Source organism: Paraburkholderia agricolaris (assembly GCF_009455635.1).
Lineage (GTDB): Bacteria > Pseudomonadota > Gammaproteobacteria > Burkholderiales > Burkholderiaceae > Paraburkholderia > Paraburkholderia agricolaris.
This window is the reverse complement of record NZ_QPER01000002.1, coordinates 2530984-2548214: the sequence shown is the minus strand read 5'-3', so window position 1 is coordinate 2548214 and position 17231 is coordinate 2530984. Positions and strand designations below refer to the sequence as shown.

The window sequence follows — 17231 nt, the reverse complement described above, 5'->3', positions numbered from 1 at the left end:
GTAGTACGCGAGCCAGAGCGCCTCGGTGGGTGTGCTGGTGACGGCTTCGCCGCTCAGTGCACCCGCCGCACTGGCCGCTGACGCTGGCGCGGCTTGCTCGCATTGCGCCCGTAACGGCCGGTCAGTGCGCAGCAGCATGCCGTTCCAGAACACCGCGCCGTGCGGCGTGGCCAGCATCCACGTGGAATTGCCCATGCGCTCGGCGAACCACACGGCGGCCCGCTCCAGCAAGTCGTGATGCGGCTCGTACCAGCCGACGAATTCGGGTGGCCCCATCGACGGATCACGCCGTCTGAACAAGGTGAGTGTCAGCAGGTCTTCGGTTTCGCGCTCGATAGTGCGGATGCGCTGATCCAGCAGCGCGCCGTCCGGGTCGCCGGGGTCGAGGACATTGCGCTCGCTGCGCGTCCAGCGCCAAAGGACGCGGTACAGCAGCGCCCAGCGGTCCGGCGCGCGGAAGCACGCCGCCGTTTTCAGCCAGGAGAGCAGTTCGCGGGGAATCACGGGCGTGGCGAGGCCTGGGGCAGCGGCGGCAGCGATTGCTGGGCCGGAGGCACCCGCCGTGGCGAACGCGGATTCAGTAGCCGGCACGCCCGGAGTTGCAGCCCCAGCTTCAGCTTCGGATTCGACCCACTCGACCTGTAGCGGCTCGCTACCTTGCCGCAGCAGTACCCGCGCGGCACGCCGCCATGTGGCGAAAGACGGTTCGATCGGAATGCGTTTCATGCTGACGCGCCGTGGAAACGCGCATCTTGAAGCGCGTACCTATGCAGCAAAATACTGTATGGATATACAGTATGCGCCAGAACGCCTGCTCGGATCAAGTCAGCCGGATCGAGCCCGCGCCGCGAGCGCACGTCATTGCAACTGGGACAGAGACACGCTCGCAAGCCGACAGGTATTTCGGTCAACGGCGCTGGTCACCAGGGCACGACCTTTCCGAGGTAGTCGAGGTAATGCAGGCCGGCACGCCCTTCATAAGCCTCGATCGTATTGACCAGGTTCGGAATGCTTTCCCCGATGGTCAGGCGCGCCGTAGGACCGCCCATATCGGTCTGGACCCATCCTGGCGCCATCAGCAGGAGACTGCGCGGATACTCGGCGCTGCGCGCCGCGAAAGTACGCATGAACATATTCAGCGCGGCCTTGCTGCCCCGGTAGACTTCGTAATTCGCGTTGGTGGCATTCGCGATACTGCCTTGCCCCGACGACATGACACCGATCGTTCCAGTCGGCGGGACGAGGTCCTGAAACGCGTCGATGACTCTCATCGGACTTAGCGAATTCGTCACCATCACGCGCACAAATTCCTCGGTCGAGACATCCGCGATTGTTTCCCCATCGTCGTTCTTGACGCCGGCGTTCACAAAGAGCACATCGATACGACGGTCTGCAAGGCGGGTGCGCAGCGCTGCGATCTGTTCCAGACTCGTGATATCGACAGTCTCTACTTCCAGCGCGCCAGCGGAGGCCTCCGCGACATGCCGGAGCTTGTCGGTCGAGCCTGTTCGTCCTGTGGCGATGACCTGGTAACCGCGCTTCAAATATTCCGCGACCATCGCCAATCCAAGGCCGCGGGACGCGCCGATAAGGAGGACGGTTTTCTGCGAATGGGTGTTTTTCATGGGTATTTCCGGTAAACGAAGCTGTTCCCGAACCTGAATCTAACGGGAGCGATCCTCGTGGATAAATTGTGCAATCCAATATAGCCATACGCAGGAAAGGGCGGAAGCCGCGCTGAATGCAACTAATATCTGCATCAGACGCCTTATCCCATCTCCGCCAACTACGATTAAAAAAATGTCTGAACCGGACCTCAATCTTCTTTTCGCGCTAGATGCGTTGCTCACCGAGAAAAACGTGACGCGCGCCGCCCGGTCGTTGCATTTGAGTGCGTCGGCAATGAGCCGCACGCTGACCCGGCTTCGCGCCGCGACCGGCGATTCATTACTGGTCCGGGCCGGGCGCCAGATGGTGCTGACGCCGTATGCGGAGGAGATTCGTGAGCGAACGCAAAATATCGTTCAGGACGCGCGTTCCTTGCTGCGCCCGTCGCCCGCGGCGCTGGATTTTTCAACCTTGCGCAGAACCCTGACGATTCGTGTCAATGAAGCCTTCGTGGAAGCCTTCGGTGCGCCCTTGATCGCAGAAGTGACTGCGCAGGCGCCGTTTGTGCGCTTGCACTTTTCGTCCAAGCCCGAAAAGAACGCGGAATATCTGCGCAATGGCTCCGCCGATCTCGAGATCGGCGTCGTGGAGGAAATGGGGCCTGAAATTCGCGTCCAGGCCCTGTTTCGAGACCGTTTTCTGGGTGTCGTCAGAAAGGGGCATCCCCTCGACCTGAAACAGGAGGTGACGATCGAGCAATACGCCGCGTTTGGTCACGTCGTCGCGCCATACGGCCGCCAGACAATCGACTCGCTTGACGCCGCGCTTGCCCAGTCTGGTCTGGAGCGCACGACTGTCGCGGTTGTGCCGAGTTTTCCGGCGGCGCTGGCCGTGGCGCGAGCGTCGGATCTGGTCGCGCTCCTGCCGGAATCTTTTGTGAACACGCAGCCCGGTGCAGCCGTCAGCGTCTACGCGTTCGATCTTCCCGTGGTGACTGAGGGTTTTACGGTTTCGCAGATGTGGCATCCCCGTTCGGAGAATGACCCGGTTCATCGCTGGCTTAGGCAGCTCGTTCTCAGAATGTGCCGTCAGCAGGTGTCGTCGGGTTAAACGCTGCGCAGATCTTCCGGCGTATCCACGTCCCGCAGAATCCCCGGATCGTCGACGTCCAGCCGCATTACCCGCTGTGAGGTCAACAGCGCGCGTGCGCCGGTGTCGCCGTCGAGCGCCACCAGAGCGTCCCGATGCTCGATGCCGAAACCAACCGGATGGCCGCGCTGACCCTGATAAAACGGCGCGACGATCGAAGCGCCGCCGTCGAGCGCACGCGCCACGGCTTCAATTGTGGGAGTGGCGATGCGCGGCATATCGGCGAGTGCGACGATCCAGCCTTCGGCGTCGTCGCTGGCTTCGATGCCGGCGGCGAGACTCGCACCCATGCCACGATTGGCACTCTCGGCGAACACAACGTCACAGCCGGCGTCGTTCAGCAGGCGGGCGAGGGCGTCCGAGCCCGGCCGCACCACGGCCAGCACATGCGAGACGACCCGCAGCAGCCGGTGTGCGGCTTCGTGCGCGACCGGCGTGCCGTCGGGCATCTGCGCGAGCAGCTTGTTGTGCAGGCCGTCCGGGTCGAAGCGTGAGCCGAAGCCGGCGGCGAGCAACACGCCAGTAGCGAGCGAGGCGTAGGCCATGGACGGGCACCGTTAGAAAGGATGTGCCCGATTGTGCGATGCAACGCATCGGCAGGCAAGCGCCAATGTATGGACCGTTATGCGCGCATCGTTTCCATCACCTTGTCGAGCGTCACCGGCAGATCGCGCACGCGCACGCCGGTCGCGTGATACACCGCATTCGCGATGGCCGCCGGTACGCCGGTAATGCCGATCTCGCCGATGCCGCGCACGCCCAGCGAGTTGACATACGGATCGGGCCGATCGATGAACGTGATGTCGAGCGAACCGATGTCGGCATTCACCGGCACGTGATACTCGGCGAGATTCGCGTTGACGAAGCGCCCATAGCGCGTATCGAGCGAGGTCTCTTCCTGGAGCGCCGCGCCCACGCCCCATACGATGCCGCCCATCAACTGGCTGCGCGCGGTTTTCTGGTTCAGTACGCGCCCCACGTCATATACGCCGACCACGCGCGCGACCCGAATCGTGCCCAGATCCGCATCGACATGGACTTCGGCGAACACGGCGCCAAACGAGTGCAGCGAATATTTCTGCCTTTCATCGCCGGGTTTGACCGTCGCGGTGGCTTCGATCGGTTTGCCGCCTGAGCGCGCGATGATCGCCGCCGCCGGATCGCGTCTCGCCGGTTGCGAACGGCTCACGACCCAGCCGTTCTCCACCGTGATGTCGTCGAGCGCGACGCCATGCACCGGCGATGCTTCGTCGGCGAGCGCCAGGGCGATCAGCTGGCTGCGCGCTTCGTTGGCGGCCTCGCGCACTGCTGGCGAAACGCTGGCCGCCGATTGCGAGCCGCCCGACCCCGGTGCTTTCGGCAACGACGAGTCGCCGAGCGCGAAGTGGATGTTCTCCGGCGCGAAGCCGAGGGCGTCGGCAGCCACCTGGGTCATCACCGTGTAGGTGCCGGTGCCGAGGTCCTGGGTGCCGGAGGCGACCATGGCGCTGCCGTCCGGCAGAATCCGTGCGATGGCTGCGGCTTCGCTGCGGTTGGCCGGATAGGTCGCGGTGGCCATGCCCATGCCGATCAGCGTGTTGCCGTCGCGCATCGAGCGCGGTGCGCCGGTACGCCGCGACCAGCCGAATTTCTCCGCGCCGATCTGATAGCACTCGCGCAGGGACTTGCTGGACCACGGCTTGTTTTCCTGCGGATCGGCTTCGGCGTAATTCTTCAGGCGCAGCGCGAGCGGGTCCATCTTCAGTGCCACGGCGAGTTCGTCCATTGCCGATTCGAGCGCGAACGAACCGGTTGTCTCGCCGGGCGCGCGCATGAAGGTCGGCGTGCCGAGATTCATCGGCACGATCCTGTGCGTCGTGATCTGATTGGGCACCGCATACAACATGCGCGTGACCATGCAGCAGGTCTCGGTCCAGTCTTCGAACACCGACGTGTTCGAGGTACTGTCGTGGCGCATCGCCGTCAGCGTGCCGTCGTGCCGCGCGGCAAGCGTGAAATGCTGTTCGGTATGCGGCCGCGCGCCGACCGGCCCGAACATCTGTGGCCGCTCGAGCACGAGACGCACCGGGCGCCCGGTCTGTTTCGCCGCCATCGCGCATAACGATACGTGCGACCACGACGATCCCTTGCAACCGAAGCCACCGCCGATGAACGGCGAAATCACGCGTACGTCGGCCGCCGGCACGCCGAAGGTTCTGGCGACCGCCTGCGCCGCATTGCTGACGCCTTGCGTCGAGTCGTAGAGCGTGAGCTGCGGGCCATCCCAGCGCGCCATGGTGGCGTGCGGCTCCATCGGGTTGTGATGCTCGATCGGTGTCGTGTAGACGGCGTCGATGTGGACCGCACCGCTGCGCATGCCGTCCTCGAAGCTGCCGCGTTGCGTGTCGGTGGTGCGGCCTTGCGGTTTGTCGGGCGCATGTCCGTTCGGCTTCGCCTGTGCGAAATCGAGTACCGCCGCGCTGCTCTGATAGGTGATGCGCAACTGACGGGCGGCGTCGGCAGCATGTTCGAGCGTATCGGCAACCACCACCGCGACCGGCTCGTTGTTGTACTGAACCTGGTTGTCCTGCAACAGCGACAGCCGTCTGACGGCCGGTGGCGCCAACGCGGGCTTGCCGCCATTCGGCAGGCGCGGCGCGTTCTGACAGGTCATCACCAGCAATACGCCTGGCAATGCCTGCGCGCGGCTGGCGTCGATCGACGTAATCGTGCCGCTTGCAATCGTGCTGGTGACCAGCACGGCATGCGCAAGCCGCGCCTCGGGGAACTCGGCGGCGTAGCGCGCTTCGCCGGTAACTTTAAGCAGACCGTCGATGCGGTCCATAGGTTGACCGATCAGGTTCATGCGACACCTCCGCTGCGGCCCGCGGCCAGATTCACTGCGCGCACGATCGCGCGTTGCGCGAGCTGCACCTTGAACGCATTTTCGTGCTGCGGCCTGGCATCGCGTAGTGCGACCGCTGCGGCATCACGCAACCTCGCCTGCGTGAGCGGCTGGCCGTTGAGCATCTGCTCAGCGGCACTCGCACGCCATGGTTTGTGCGCGACGCCGCCCAACGCGATGCGCGCGGTTGTTATGTGATCGCCATCCATCTGCAACGCGGCGGCCACCGACACCAGCGCGAATGCGTAACTGGCCCGGTCACGCACTTTCAGATAGTGCGAGTTCGCGCTGAACAAAGGCGGTGGCAAATCGACGGCAGTAATCAGTTCTCCCGGCCGCAAGGTTGTATCGACGTCGGGCCGATCGCCGGGCAGCCTGTGAAAATCCGCGAACGCAATCGTCCGCTCGCCTGCGGGGCCCGTGACGCGCACGACGGCGTCGAGCGCAGCGAGCGCCACGCTCATATCCGACGGGTTCACGGCGATGCATTGCGGACTCGCACCGAGAATCGCCTGCGTGCGATTGTGGCCTTCGAGCGCCGCGCAGCCGCTGCCCGGCGTGCGCTTATTGCACTGCGTGAAGGCGGTGTCGTAAAAGTAGCCGCAGCGGGTGCGCTGCATCAGATTGCCGCCCACGGTCGCCATATTGCGTAGTTGCGACGAGGCCCCGGCCAGAAAAGCTTGCGACAGCAACGGGTATTGTTCGCGCACCAGCGCGTGATTGGCCGCATCGCTATTGCGCACCAGGGCGCCGATGCGGATACCGCCATCCGGCAGCGTGGCGACCGTATCGAGCCCGCTGATGTGCGTGATATCGATAAGCCGCATTGGCCGCGCCACGCCGCCTTTCATCAGGTCGAGCAGATTGGTGCCGCCGCCGATGAATACCGTCCCTGGCTGCTGCGCCGCGCGCACGGCGCCGGCGACGTCGCCCGCGCGTTCGTAAGAGATCGCATCCATGCTGGTCGCTCCGTCAGGCGTTGGCGTCGTGCTGGCCGCCGTTGCTGCCGGCGCCCGCGCTGTTTTGGCCGCCGCCCTCATGCACGGCGCGCACCGCCGCGACGATGTTGGCATACGCGCCGCAGCGACAGATATTTCCGCTCATGCGCTCGCGGATTTCGTCATCGGAAAGCTGGGGCGGACGGCTGCGGACATCGGCGGTCACGGCGCTGGCGGTGCCGTTACGGAATTCGTTCAGCAGGGCAGTCGCGGAACACAACTGCCCGGACGTACAGTAGCCGCACTGGAACGCATCGTGTTCGATGAAGGCCCGTTGTAATGGACTCAGCACGTCGTTGCTGGCAAGTCCTTCAACCGTCGTGATGTTTTCTCCTTCATGCATCACGGCGAGCGTCAGGCAGGAATTGATACGACGGCCGTCGGCGATTACCGTGCATGCCCCGCATTGCCCACGGTCGCAGCCTTTTTTCGTACCCATCAGGCCAGCGTACTCGCGCAGCGCATCGAGCAGGGTTACGCGTGGCTCCAGTTGCAGCGTATAAGCACGACCGTTGACGGTTAGCGTGACTGGTCGGCTCGGCACCGGAGTATGGGTTTCGGCGGGTGGGGGCGCGGCCGGAGTGGGTGTCTGGGCCCGCAAATGTGGCGCCGCGCCGATGGTGGCGGCAGCGGCAGCCGATTGCAGAAAGCGGCGGCGCGAAGGTTGGGGTGGTGCGATGTCGGGCTCGTCGCCCGGATCCTGAGGTTTGTTTCTCGTGGACATGACGGTCTGCTGGCTCCATTGAAAGGTCAATGCAGGCATGACGACATACGGGTATCCCACGCCCGGATATCCGACGTGCGGGTATCCCATGCGCAGGCATCCGAAGTGTCGCGGTCTGGCTCATCACACACTCAGCAATTTTGGTGCCGTTGCGAACGCAACAGGTTGTCGACGTGGCGCAACTCGATTCATCGTGATCCGGCGACAAGCTGTGGAGAATCCGCTCGAATCGTGGAAGCGCAACCAGATATGCGTTGGCGCACGTCAATTACTAACGTTGCGCTTAACGAACGGGAAAGTAAATACGCGTGGGTGCCTTCTTTCTGGGTGCAAAAAGAAAGACTGTTTTGCTTGGGACGAGGAGTCTGCCTGGCAAGTTCGTGCAATGCCTCCGCGACCATCGCTAACTGACCGTCTATCTATTTCGATCCGCGTTGCAAAAGTTGATCCACCGAATCCAGTGCGCCGCTAAGTTGCTGCTGTCGGTACAGAGTCGGTGCACGCATGCGCGTCGAATTTCAGCAATCGCTGCGGCGGAACGAGACGCGAGCAGCGCGTCTTGTGCTTCATCGGTCGAAGATTCGGGTCGAGTGGACATAGGACACGATGGTGGTCCCTATGCCAATCTCGATGAACGCCTTGTCGGTCAATTGCAGCGGTGGATCGATGCAATTACCTTCGTCATGTGGTCGGTTTCCGCAGCCTGACAGGCGGCAATTTCCATTGGCACGATGGAACCACCTCCGTTTTCTGCCTCTGCCGACTTCTTGCAACTGGCATCGTGGCGCTTCTTCCACGCGGCGATTCTGTCCTCCAGACGCGCTTTGCAGCCGGGAGACTTTGCGACTTTGTCGTCAACAACATCCTGCAGCTTCTGCTCGGCAACCACCCTGTCGCGCCATGCACAGAAGTTCAGGCTCGTCTGGTTTGCGTCACAGTTCGCAAGCATGCCTTGCACCTCGCTCGCGGGTAGTCCGCTCTGTCGCGAGATGACCTCGGCAGGATCGACGGTGTCAGCGAGTGCGGAAGAACACACGAGTGCGAGGGCCAGCAGTGCGACCTTCATCGCGCCCCCTGCGCACCCTCACGACGGCGCAAATCCGCCCAACCAGCAGGACTTAGACGCATTGATTCATTCGGCATATTTTCCTCGCGGTGGCGAAGTCGATAAGACTTTATCATTCGTCAGAGGTGAACGGAATGGATGGCTATGGCATCGCTTTTGGCTGGTCGTAGCGTAGTTCGGTGTTCGCCCATGGCTAAACTCCTCCGTACGACAAGGAGCACCATTAGGACCTGATGCGGACTTCATATCTGCTGAAAGCAGCCCTTCATTCCGTTAGCGATGTGGCATTAAAGTGCGAAGTCATCGCGGATGAACCCGTTGTACTTATCAACTTGGTCAAGTGATAAATAACAGTGTTATGTTCACGCACACTGCGGTCCCTACATCGAACACGGAGAACGACATGAGCAGTGCCATCGTCCGGCATGAAACCCCTCGCTCCATGACGGAGTTGTGGGCGAGAGAATTTTCGGAGGCTATCGAAATTCCCGCAGGCGCAAAATATATCGTGTTGAGTGGCATCGGGGCATTACCATCGAACTTCGATGCCGAACCCCACACGGTTGCCCACTTTGGCGATACACGAGCCCAGACGAAAAGCGTATTCGATCAGATCGCCAAAATCCTCGGCAGCAGGGGCTACGCGTTGGGCGATGTCGTTGCTATGCAGGCGATCTTTGTCGGTGATCCAGCGAACAACGGAAAACCCGATTACGAAGGCTTTTCAAGTGTCTATCTCGACTATTTCGGCTCGAAAACACAGCCCAACCTACCCACTCGCACTCGCTCGCAAGTCGTTGGACTGGTCGAGCCGGGATGGCTAGTTGAAGTAACGGTGACAGCAGCCAAAACGGCGTGACGGCTCGTCACCATGCCTACGTGCTGGTCTGTCCGTCGATTGAAACGATCTGAGAGTTGACGTAGACCAGCTGAACTTGGCCGAGGGAATGTGAAAACGCAGAACTACCCGGTTTTCGGGTGTCGTGGATGCCCCTCACACTTCTATCGCCGACGCCTGCATCGTCTGCTACGCATCAGCCCAGCGGCGCAGCAGATTGTGATAAATACCGGTAAGACTCACCACCGTCGGATCGTTCGAACCTTTCTCGGCAGCGAGGCGCTGCACGTCGTTGTCGAGTTGAAACAGCATGGCGCGTTCGCCGTCGTCGCGCACCATGCTCTGAATCCAGAAGAACGATGCGATCCGCACGCCACGCGTCACCGGGCTCACGTGATGCAGGCTTGAAGCAGGGTAGAGCACCATATCGCCCGCCGGCAGCTTCGCGCGATGCACACCATAGGTGTCTTCGATGCAGAGTTCGCCGCCGTCGTAAGTGTCCGGCTCGGCAAGAAAGAGCGTGGCCGACAGATCGCTGCGAATGCGGAAGTCGGTGCCGCGTAACTGGCGGATCGCGTTGTCCACATGCGTGCCGAAACCGTCGCCGCCTGCATAGCGGTTAAACAGCGGTGGAAAGACTTTCAGCGGCAAAGCGGCGGAAAAGAACCGCGGATTGCGCCCGAGCGCGTCCTGAATCGCATCGCCCACCGCGCGCGCGGCCGGGGAGCCTTCGGGCAATTGCTGGTTGCGTTTGGCCTGCGCCGACTGTTCGCCGGACGTCGCATTGCCGTCGATCCATTGCGCCGCGTCGAGAACTTCACGGCATTGCGCGACCTGTTGTTTGCTGAGTACGCCCTGCAGATGCAACATCATGCGTGCACCTCCTGGTTAATCTCCTCAGCGAGGGCACGAAATGCAGCCACTGGCGAAGCGGCCAGCCATGCCCGCATTTTCTCGACGAATGCCGCCGTTGCCGTCATCGGCACGCGCCGCAGCCATCCGAGCGCGGCGTCGATCTCGCCGCGCGTGGCCAGCAGCCGCGCATAGTTGAACTGGCCGCGAAAGTCGCCGCCCACCGCGGCGCGCCGGTAATAGTCGAGCGCGATGCCTGCGTCGGCATCGACGGCCCAGCCGTCTTCGTAAAAGCTGCCGATATAGTTGAGCGACTTCACGTGCCCCATCTCGGCGGCGCGCCGGAACCATTGCAACGCCTGCGCCCGGTCGCACTCCACACCATCGCCGAGCGCCAGCGCCGACGCGTAGTTATACATACCCCAGTCGAGTCCCGCCTGGGCCGCGAGCCGGTACCAGTACACGGCTACCGGCGCGCACGCGGCCGTTCCCCAACCGTGTTCGTAGCAGCGGCCCAGCATGTTCATCGCCATCGGATGATCCTGCCGGGCCGCGTGCCTGAACCACGTCAACGCTTCTTCGGCATTGCGTTCCACGCCGTGACCGTCGAGCAGATACTGGCCGTACACCGCCTGCGCTTCGACGATGCCGTTGCGCGCGGCAGCCGCCACCCACGCGGCGGCGTGGGCAGGCGGGCCGGAGAGGATCGCGGCGAGTTCGTCATGCGACACGCTCGCCAGCGCCTTCAGCGTCACCTGTTCCATCATGCCTTGCCTAGTAGTGCGCGTTGAGCGTCAGGAAGGCGGAGCGGCCGGCTGCGATCGACGCGTAGTGCGCCGGGTACGCCTGGTCGTAATACGTGCGGTTGAAGATGTTCTGCACGTTCAGTTGCAGATCGACCTTCTTGTTGATCCGGTACGTGGCCATGCCGTCGAAGCGCCAGTAAGAGGGCACCGCGCGCAGATTCGCCGTGTCGCCGTACACCTGCGACATGTAGAACGCGCCGCCGCCGATTGTGAACTTCGGCAGTACGTCGTAGTTGGTCCACAGGCTGATGCTGTTCTTCGGCGTATTCGGGAACTGATGGCCGTTATCCGACGCGGTCTTGCCGTTGTCGCGCAACTGGCTCTTCATGTATGTGTAGCCGCCGAACACCTGCCACTTGCTGGTCAGCTTACCCGCTACGCCGAATTCGAAGCCTTGCACGCGCTTGTTGCCGACCATCGCGTATTCGTTGTTCGGCAGCGTGACGCGGGCGTTGGTCGTATCGATCTGGAACAGCGCGCCGGTCAGCGAGAGCTGGTTGTTCAGCATATTCCACTTGGTGCCGAGTTCGATGCTGCGGTTCTTTTCCGGGGCGAGTTGATCCGCGTTCGCACCGACACCGCCACGGCCCGGCGTCAGCGACTGCGTCTCGCTGCCCTGGCCGAGCAGGGCGCCGGCCGGCGTCGACGAGGTTGCAATCGACGCATAGATGCTGCCGTTGGACGCCGGTTTGAAGACGAGGCCGAACTGGTAGTTGAACAGCGTGTCGTCGCGCGAGGTGCGCTTGCCGCCGTTGGCTACTGTATTGCGGAAATCGGTCGAGTAGTCGTCGACCCGCAAGCCGACGTTGGCCTGCCAGCGTTTCGTGAGTTCGATCGTATCGAACGCGTACAGCGATTTGGTGACGGTGCGCTGCTCGCTCGGATCGTTGGTCTGCTTGACCGAACCGGCCCACGGGTCGTTAGGATTCGGCGACCACAGGCTCGTGCAGTTGTAGCCCGACGCCGCGCCGATACCGTTGGTCCTGCAGATCGCGCCGGTGGCGGCGGCCACGGTGTACGAATCATTCACGCTGGTTTCACGCGACAGTTCGAGGCCGGTAGTGAAGCTGTGCTTCAGGAAGCCGGTCCTGAACTCGCCGAACAGTTCGGTCTGGTTCGCGAGGCTGTAGACGTCGCTGGCACGCGTGTTCGCGCGGCGCCACACCATGCCGTTGACGACGTTGCCCTGGCTGTCGTCCGGCTGCGTCCAGATGTAGTCCTGGGTGGACTTCGTATAACGCGTGGTGTTGCGGATCGTGAGGTTGCTGTTGATGTCGTGTTCGATGCGCACCGTGCCGACGTCCGAAGTCGTCTTGCGGAAATCGCGGTCGATCAGGCCATAAAAGTTATGGCGGTCTACATTGGCCGGATAGATCGTGTCGACGCTGGCCGGTTTGTTGGTGGTTGTGTAGAAGTACGGAATACCGCTGTCGGGCAGGTCGTCGGTCGAGAGATGGTAGTAACTCGCCGTGACGCGGGTAGGCGTGCCGAGACCGTAGGTGAACGACGGCGCGATGCCCCAGCGTCCGTTATTGACCGCATCGCGGCCGGCCACGTCGTTGTTGTGGCTCATCACGTTCAGGCGGAACGCGGCATGATCGGCCATCTGCCAGTTGCCGTCCGCGGTGAAGCGGCGGTAGCGATCAGTGCCGAGGCCGACGCTGCCGTCGGCGGAATTGCCCAGATGCGGGGTCTTGGTGATCAGGTTGATGCTGCCGCCCGCGCCGCCGCGGCCGCCGTAGGCGCCATCCGAACCCTTGGTCACTTCAACGCTTTCGATGTTGAACACTTCACGGGTGGTCGCGCCGATGTCGCGCATGCCGTCGACGAAGGTGCTGCCCTGAGCGTCGTAGCCGCGAATGAAGGGCCGGTCGCCGAGCGGGTTGCCGCCTTCGCCTGCGCCGAAGGTGATGCCCGGCACCGTGCGCAACGCTTCGGTCAAGGTCGAGGCGCCCGTGCTCCTGATCAACTCCTGCGGAATCACGGTGACCGACTTCGGCGTATCGACCAGCGGTGCCGTGAATTTGACCGACGCCGAGTGATCGGTCTTGAAGCCGTCATCCAGTTGACCTTGCACGGCAATCGGCGCGAACTGGTTTTCCGTGTCCGGCGGCGTGGTGCCGGGCGTGCCTTGTGCGAGGGCAGGACCTGCCGCCAGCATGCCGCACAGCGTCGTGCTGATTTTGCCGAGCTTCGGTTCGTCGGACCGCAACTTCATTTTTATCCCCGTTGTTGAGTGCAGGTGGCCGGGTAGACAAGCTGTTCCTTACCCGGACATGTCATGTTTATTACAAAGTGTTTTCGGCGTGCATTCTATGCAATATGTCTGTAATTGAGAAGCGTTCTCAACATAAAATCTCGGGGTGCGGGGCGGAATGCGTGGGCCGACAGATGGAATTAGCGGGCCAATCGGTAGAAATGGAGGGGGAATGCGAGAATTTGGCGACTGCACAGAGGTGAATTTGTTTCTGTTGCACGATCGGTACGAGTAGCGTGCGATTGACCCTTTCTGGCCAAAAGGGGCGGCGTACCCACCCGGCGTTCTACTGCGCGGCGAGTTCAGCTAGCGTTTCGCGCAGCCACACGAGCGCCGGATCGGCCTGGTTGCGTGGATGCCACGCCGCATACAACGTGAAGCCGCGTGCGTCGAACGGCAGCGCAAAGGTATCGAGCCGATCGGCGTAGCGTGCCGCGAAGCGCGACGGCAGCGTCGACACATAGTCGGTTTTTGACAGCAGTTCCGGCACCAGCGTGAAGTGCTGAACCGACAGCGCGACGTGCCGCTCGCGGCCGAGTTCGTCAAGATGCTCGTCCATGAAACCGTGAAAGCTGCCGCCGCTAGTGGACACCAGCACGTGATCGAGCGTGCAGTAAGTGTCGAGATCGAGCGGGGCCGTGCCGCGCGGGTGCCCCTTGCGCTGCACGAATACGAAATGCTCGTCGTAGAGCTTGCGGGCTTTCATCGACGGCGGAATCATCCGGTCGGAACCGAGCAGCAGGTCGATCTCACCGTTCTCGAGCCGCGACGCGGTGATGGGCTGATCGCCCATCACGAACGCCACGCGCACGCGAGGCCCCGCGAGGGCGGGCAAGCGCTCCATCAGGCGCATGCCGAGTACCGCGGTGGCGTTGTCGTGCGCGGCGATCGCGAAGCGCCGCGTGTCGCTTAGTGGATCGAAGGCCGACTGGTGGCGCACCACGGCTTCGAGATTTTTCAGCGCGGCATGCAGCGGCGTCATCAACTCCAGCGCCCGGGCCGTGCGCGTCATGCCACGGCCGGTTTCGGCGGGCAGCAGCAGCGGATCGCCAAAGATCTGCCGCAAGCGCGCAAGCTGCGTGGAGACCGCCGGTTGGGTCAGATGCAGCCGCTCCGCCGCCCGCGTGACGTTCGACTCGGCAAGCAGCGCGTCGAGCGAAACCAGCAGGTTCAGATCGATGCCACGGAGATCAATCATGTTGATAGGTCGCATATGAGTAATTGATTTCAAGAATACGTACCGCGCTTCTACAGTTCAAGCACCGAAACGAACTGAGGGACAACCAAGATGAAAGCCTGGATGCTCGATGAACCCGGCAAGGCGCTGGCCTTGCGTGAAGTGCCGCAATCGCAGCCGCGCCGAAATGCCGTGCTGGTGCGGATGGAGGCGGTGCCGCTGTTGAGTTACACGCGTGACTATGTCGAAGGGAAATTGGGCTATGCGTGTCCGCCGGGACCGTTTTCACCCGGTACCAATGGTGTCGGCCGGATCGTCGCGGTCGGCGAGGGCATGGTGGCATTCCGCGCGGGCCAACGGGTCGCCGTGAATCCGTACCTGATTGCCGATGAAACGGTGCGCGAACCCGCACAGGTGCTACTGGGGCTCACCGCCATCAGCGCCGACAGCGGCGCGTTGATGGCTGACTTTCCGCACGGCACGTTGCGTGAACTGGCCGAATTTCCGGCCTCGACCGTCATCGCGCTGGATGGTCTGGATGAGGTCGACGCCGCCCGTCTGGCGGTGCTGGGCAAATTCGCGGTGCCGTTTGGCGGGCTCCGGCGCGGCCGTCTGTCGGCGGGCGAGACGGTGGCGGTCAACGGCGCGAGCGGTTACTTCGGCTCGGCGGCCGTGATCGCGGCGCTGGCACTCGGTGCGAGCAAGGTCGTCGCGTTGGGCCGGCGGCTGGAACCGCTGCAAGCGCTGGTCGAGCAAGGCCGTGGGCGTGTGGTGCCTGTCGTACTGACCGGCGACGTCGTGCAAGACACGGCGGCGATTCGTGCCGCGAGCGGTGGCGGTGTGGACCTCGGGTTCGACATGGTCGGTCACGCGACCGATGCGAACGCGACCCTCGCCACATTGCGCAGCCTGCGCCGCGGCGGCCGGCTCGTGCTGATGGGCAGCATGCAAGTGGATTTGCCGATTACGTACCGGGAGATGTTGCAGAACAACTGGGAGTTGATCGGCCACTTCATGTACACGCGCGCTGACTATCTCGCGTTGATTTCGATGGTGGCGTCGGGGCAGATCGCACTCGATGCGGTCGAGTTGAAGTCGTATCCGTTTGCTGAACTGGAGGCGGCAATCGACGCGGCCGGCCGTATGTCAGGCCTGCAATGCACGGTGGTGGACGGCAACTCGCAGCACGCGTGGGGTTGAGCATGTAACGACCCGCTCGGGCCTGATCGGACCTGTTTGCGGCAGCGTAAAAAAAGCGGCCTTGCCGGTTCACAGCAAGGCCGCTTTGCATAGGCGGGTCTCAGTCGATCGTCGGGCGATCAATCGATGCCATGAAACACCGCGTCGTCCGGACCGAGATAAGCGGGCGGTCGCCATGCGGCGTCGCGCATCGAATGCTGGACCAGCTTTTCGACGCCCAGCAGCACCGCGAAAATCGCCATCCGCACCGGAATACCGTTATCGGTCTGCCGGAAAATCGCCAGCCGCGGATCGTGATTCAGGTCGACGCTCAGATCGTTCGCGCCCGGCCGGCTGTCGCGCGGCAGCGGGTGCATGATCAACGTGTCGGCACCGCATACGCTGTCCATCAGCGCCTGATTGATCTGGAAATCCGGTGTGTAGCCTTCGAACGATTCGTCGGTGAAGCGCTCTTTCTGAATACGCGTGGCGTACACCACGTCGGCGCCGCGCAGGCCGGCGGTCAGATCGTGAGTTTGCTCGATCACATGATCGTTGCGTGAAATCTGCTCGATGATGTAGCTCGGCATTTCGAGCATGGGCGGCGAGATCAGCGTGAACTTGATGCCGCGATAGAGCGCCAGCAGCTTGACCAGCGAATGCACCGTGCGGCCGTATTTCAGGTCGCCGACCAGCGCGATATGCGCGCCGTCGACAATCTTGCCGAGCCGCGAGAACTCGCGCTGGATCGTGTACAGGTCGAGCAGCGCCTGGCTCGGGTGCTCGCCCGGGCCGTCGCCGCCGTTGATCACCGGCACGTTGGTGGCGCGCGCGAATTCGGCCACCGAGCCTTGCTCCGGATGACGGATTACCAGCGCATCCACATAGCCGCTCATCACGCGGCTGGTGTCGTAAATCGACTCGCCCTTGGCCATCGACGAAAACGTGAAGCCGGTGGTGTCGCACACCGAGCCGCCGAGCCGGCAGAACGCCGCGCCGAAGCTCACGCGGGTCCGGGTGCTGGCCTCGAAAAACAGATTGCCGAGCACCGCGCCTTCGAGCACGCGGGAGATTTTCCGGCGCCGCGCGATCGGCTGCATGATGTCGGCGACGCGAAACAGTGCTTCGACCGAGTCGCGCGAGAACTGATCGACGGACAGCAGTTGCGGTTTGCCCTCGAACAGCATCTGGCTGGCAAGCGACTGCGAGTCTACGCTTTGCGTATGCTTTTCGCCCGGCTCGCCATGCACCACGATTTCCGACACGAAACGCTCCACGATCTCCGGCATGGCGCGCGATTCCTGCGAATCGTCCGGCAGCAGCCAGGTGTCGAGTGCGCGGCGTGACACGCCGATACGGCTCGCGAACGTTTCGCGGGTCATGTTCATGCGACGCATCGCGTCGCGTAGGAAGGCTTGTTGTGGGACGCTCATGCGGGCACCTGTCGGGAAAGGGCTGCGTATCGTCTATGTACGCGGTGCGTATATTAGTTTCCCTGTCGCAGAAGTCAAGCAATTTTGCGAGTTTGGCCGGCCCGCTTTGCCAACTCGCGCCGGACGCGGTTAAACTGCGTGTCATGCATTCCGGCCAAACGTTCCGACTCCGCCCGTCAACCACCGCACGTCTCGCTTTTGCGAGCGTCGTGGTCGCACGCGTGAATCTCGCGAACGTCAACGCCAAAGCCAAAAAACAG

14 protein-coding genes and 1 pseudogene are annotated in these 17231 nt (G+C 62.7%); 3 read left to right on the top strand and 12 right to left on the bottom strand.

From position 1 onward, the window contains the following. Positions 1-42 precede the first annotated feature (42 nt). Positions 43-726 (bottom strand): annotated as a pseudogene (locus tag GH665_RS39285) (DUF4130 domain-containing protein); the annotation flags it as partial. Positions 727-920: 194 nt separating this feature from the next. Beyond that, the gene (locus tag GH665_RS32660; protein WP_153141246.1) at positions 921-1625 is read right to left on the bottom strand and encodes an SDR family NAD(P)-dependent oxidoreductase; all 705 of its coding nucleotides are present in this window, start codon (positions 1623-1625) and stop codon (positions 921-923) included. Positions 1626-1800: 175 nt separating this feature from the next. On the opposite strand from GH665_RS32660, the gene GH665_RS32655 reads away from it, so the two are divergent. After that, a complete protein-coding gene (locus tag GH665_RS32655) occupies positions 1801-2718 on the top strand; it encodes a LysR family transcriptional regulator (protein WP_153141245.1) in 918 nt (305 codons plus the stop codon). Here GH665_RS32655 and GH665_RS32650 read toward each other — a convergent pair. From GH665_RS32650 to GH665_RS32630, 5 genes are all read right to left on the bottom strand, one after another. After that, on the bottom strand, positions 2715-3302 hold the full coding sequence (locus GH665_RS32650; RefSeq protein ID WP_153141244.1) for a nucleotidyltransferase family protein: 588 nt from the start codon (positions 3300-3302) through the stop codon (positions 2715-2717). The two genes, GH665_RS32655 and GH665_RS32650, sit on opposite strands and share 4 nt — an antisense overlap. A gap of 77 nt (positions 3303-3379) precedes the next feature. Beyond that, entirely contained in the window at positions 3380-5602 is a 2223-nt protein-coding gene (locus tag GH665_RS32645; protein ID WP_153141243.1) for a xanthine dehydrogenase family protein molybdopterin-binding subunit, read from the bottom strand. After that, complete coding sequence (locus tag GH665_RS32640) at positions 5599-6600, bottom strand: FAD binding domain-containing protein (protein ID WP_153141242.1); 1002 nt, start codon at positions 6598-6600, stop codon at positions 5599-5601. Before GH665_RS32640 ends, GH665_RS32645 begins: the two co-directional genes overlap by 4 nt. A gap of 13 nt (positions 6601-6613) precedes the next feature. Continuing rightward, positions 6614-7363 (bottom strand): (2Fe-2S)-binding protein, encoded by a 750-nt coding sequence (locus GH665_RS32635; RefSeq protein ID WP_153141241.1) that lies wholly within the window; start codon positions 7361-7363, stop codon positions 6614-6616. A gap of 646 nt (positions 7364-8009) precedes the next feature. After that, positions 8010-8429: a lysozyme inhibitor LprI family protein gene (locus GH665_RS32630; RefSeq protein WP_153141240.1), complete on the bottom strand. Its 420-nt coding sequence runs from the start codon at positions 8427-8429 to the stop codon at positions 8010-8012. 403 nt (positions 8430-8832) lie between these two features. Between GH665_RS32630 and GH665_RS32625 the strand changes: the two genes are divergently transcribed. Beyond that, the gene (locus GH665_RS32625) at positions 8833-9288 is read left to right on the top strand and encodes a RidA family protein (protein WP_246216439.1); all 456 of its coding nucleotides are present in this window, start codon (positions 8833-8835) and stop codon (positions 9286-9288) included. A 168-nt stretch (positions 9289-9456) separates the two neighbouring features. Here GH665_RS32625 and GH665_RS32620 read toward each other — a convergent pair whose 3' ends face one another. The 4 genes from GH665_RS32620 to GH665_RS32605 all read right to left on the bottom strand — a co-directional run bounded on the left by GH665_RS32620 (position 9457) and on the right by GH665_RS32605 (position 14380). Continuing rightward, positions 9457-10140, bottom strand: a complete 684-nt coding sequence (locus GH665_RS32620; RefSeq protein WP_153141239.1) for a Fe2+-dependent dioxygenase — start codon at positions 10138-10140, stop codon at positions 9457-9459. After that, a complete protein-coding gene (locus GH665_RS32615) occupies positions 10137-10883 on the bottom strand; it encodes a tetratricopeptide repeat protein (protein ID WP_153142408.1) in 747 nt (248 codons plus the stop codon). The genes GH665_RS32620 and GH665_RS32615 overlap by 4 nt, the downstream gene beginning before the upstream one ends. 10 nt (positions 10884-10893) lie before the next feature. Further along, positions 10894-13143 (bottom strand): TonB-dependent receptor, encoded by a 2250-nt coding sequence (locus tag GH665_RS32610; protein WP_153141238.1) that lies wholly within the window; start codon positions 13141-13143, stop codon positions 10894-10896. 325 nt (positions 13144-13468) lie between these two features. Beyond that, on the bottom strand, positions 13469-14380 hold the full coding sequence (locus tag GH665_RS32605; protein ID WP_153141237.1) for a LysR family transcriptional regulator: 912 nt from the start codon (positions 14378-14380) through the stop codon (positions 13469-13471). 90 nt (positions 14381-14470) lie between these two features. Here GH665_RS32605 and GH665_RS32600 point away from each other — a divergent pair, with 90 nt between their 5' ends. Beyond that, on the top strand, positions 14471-15559 hold the full coding sequence (locus GH665_RS32600) for a zinc-binding dehydrogenase (RefSeq protein ID WP_153141236.1): 1089 nt from the start codon (positions 14471-14473) through the stop codon (positions 15557-15559). Positions 15560-15678: 119 nt separating this feature from the next. Here GH665_RS32600 and GH665_RS32595 read toward each other — a convergent pair whose 3' ends face one another. Further along, positions 15679-16971, bottom strand: a complete 1293-nt coding sequence (locus tag GH665_RS32595; RefSeq protein WP_106353443.1) for an aspartate carbamoyltransferase — start codon at positions 16969-16971, stop codon at positions 15679-15681. Positions 16972-17231: the final 260 nt, after the last annotated feature.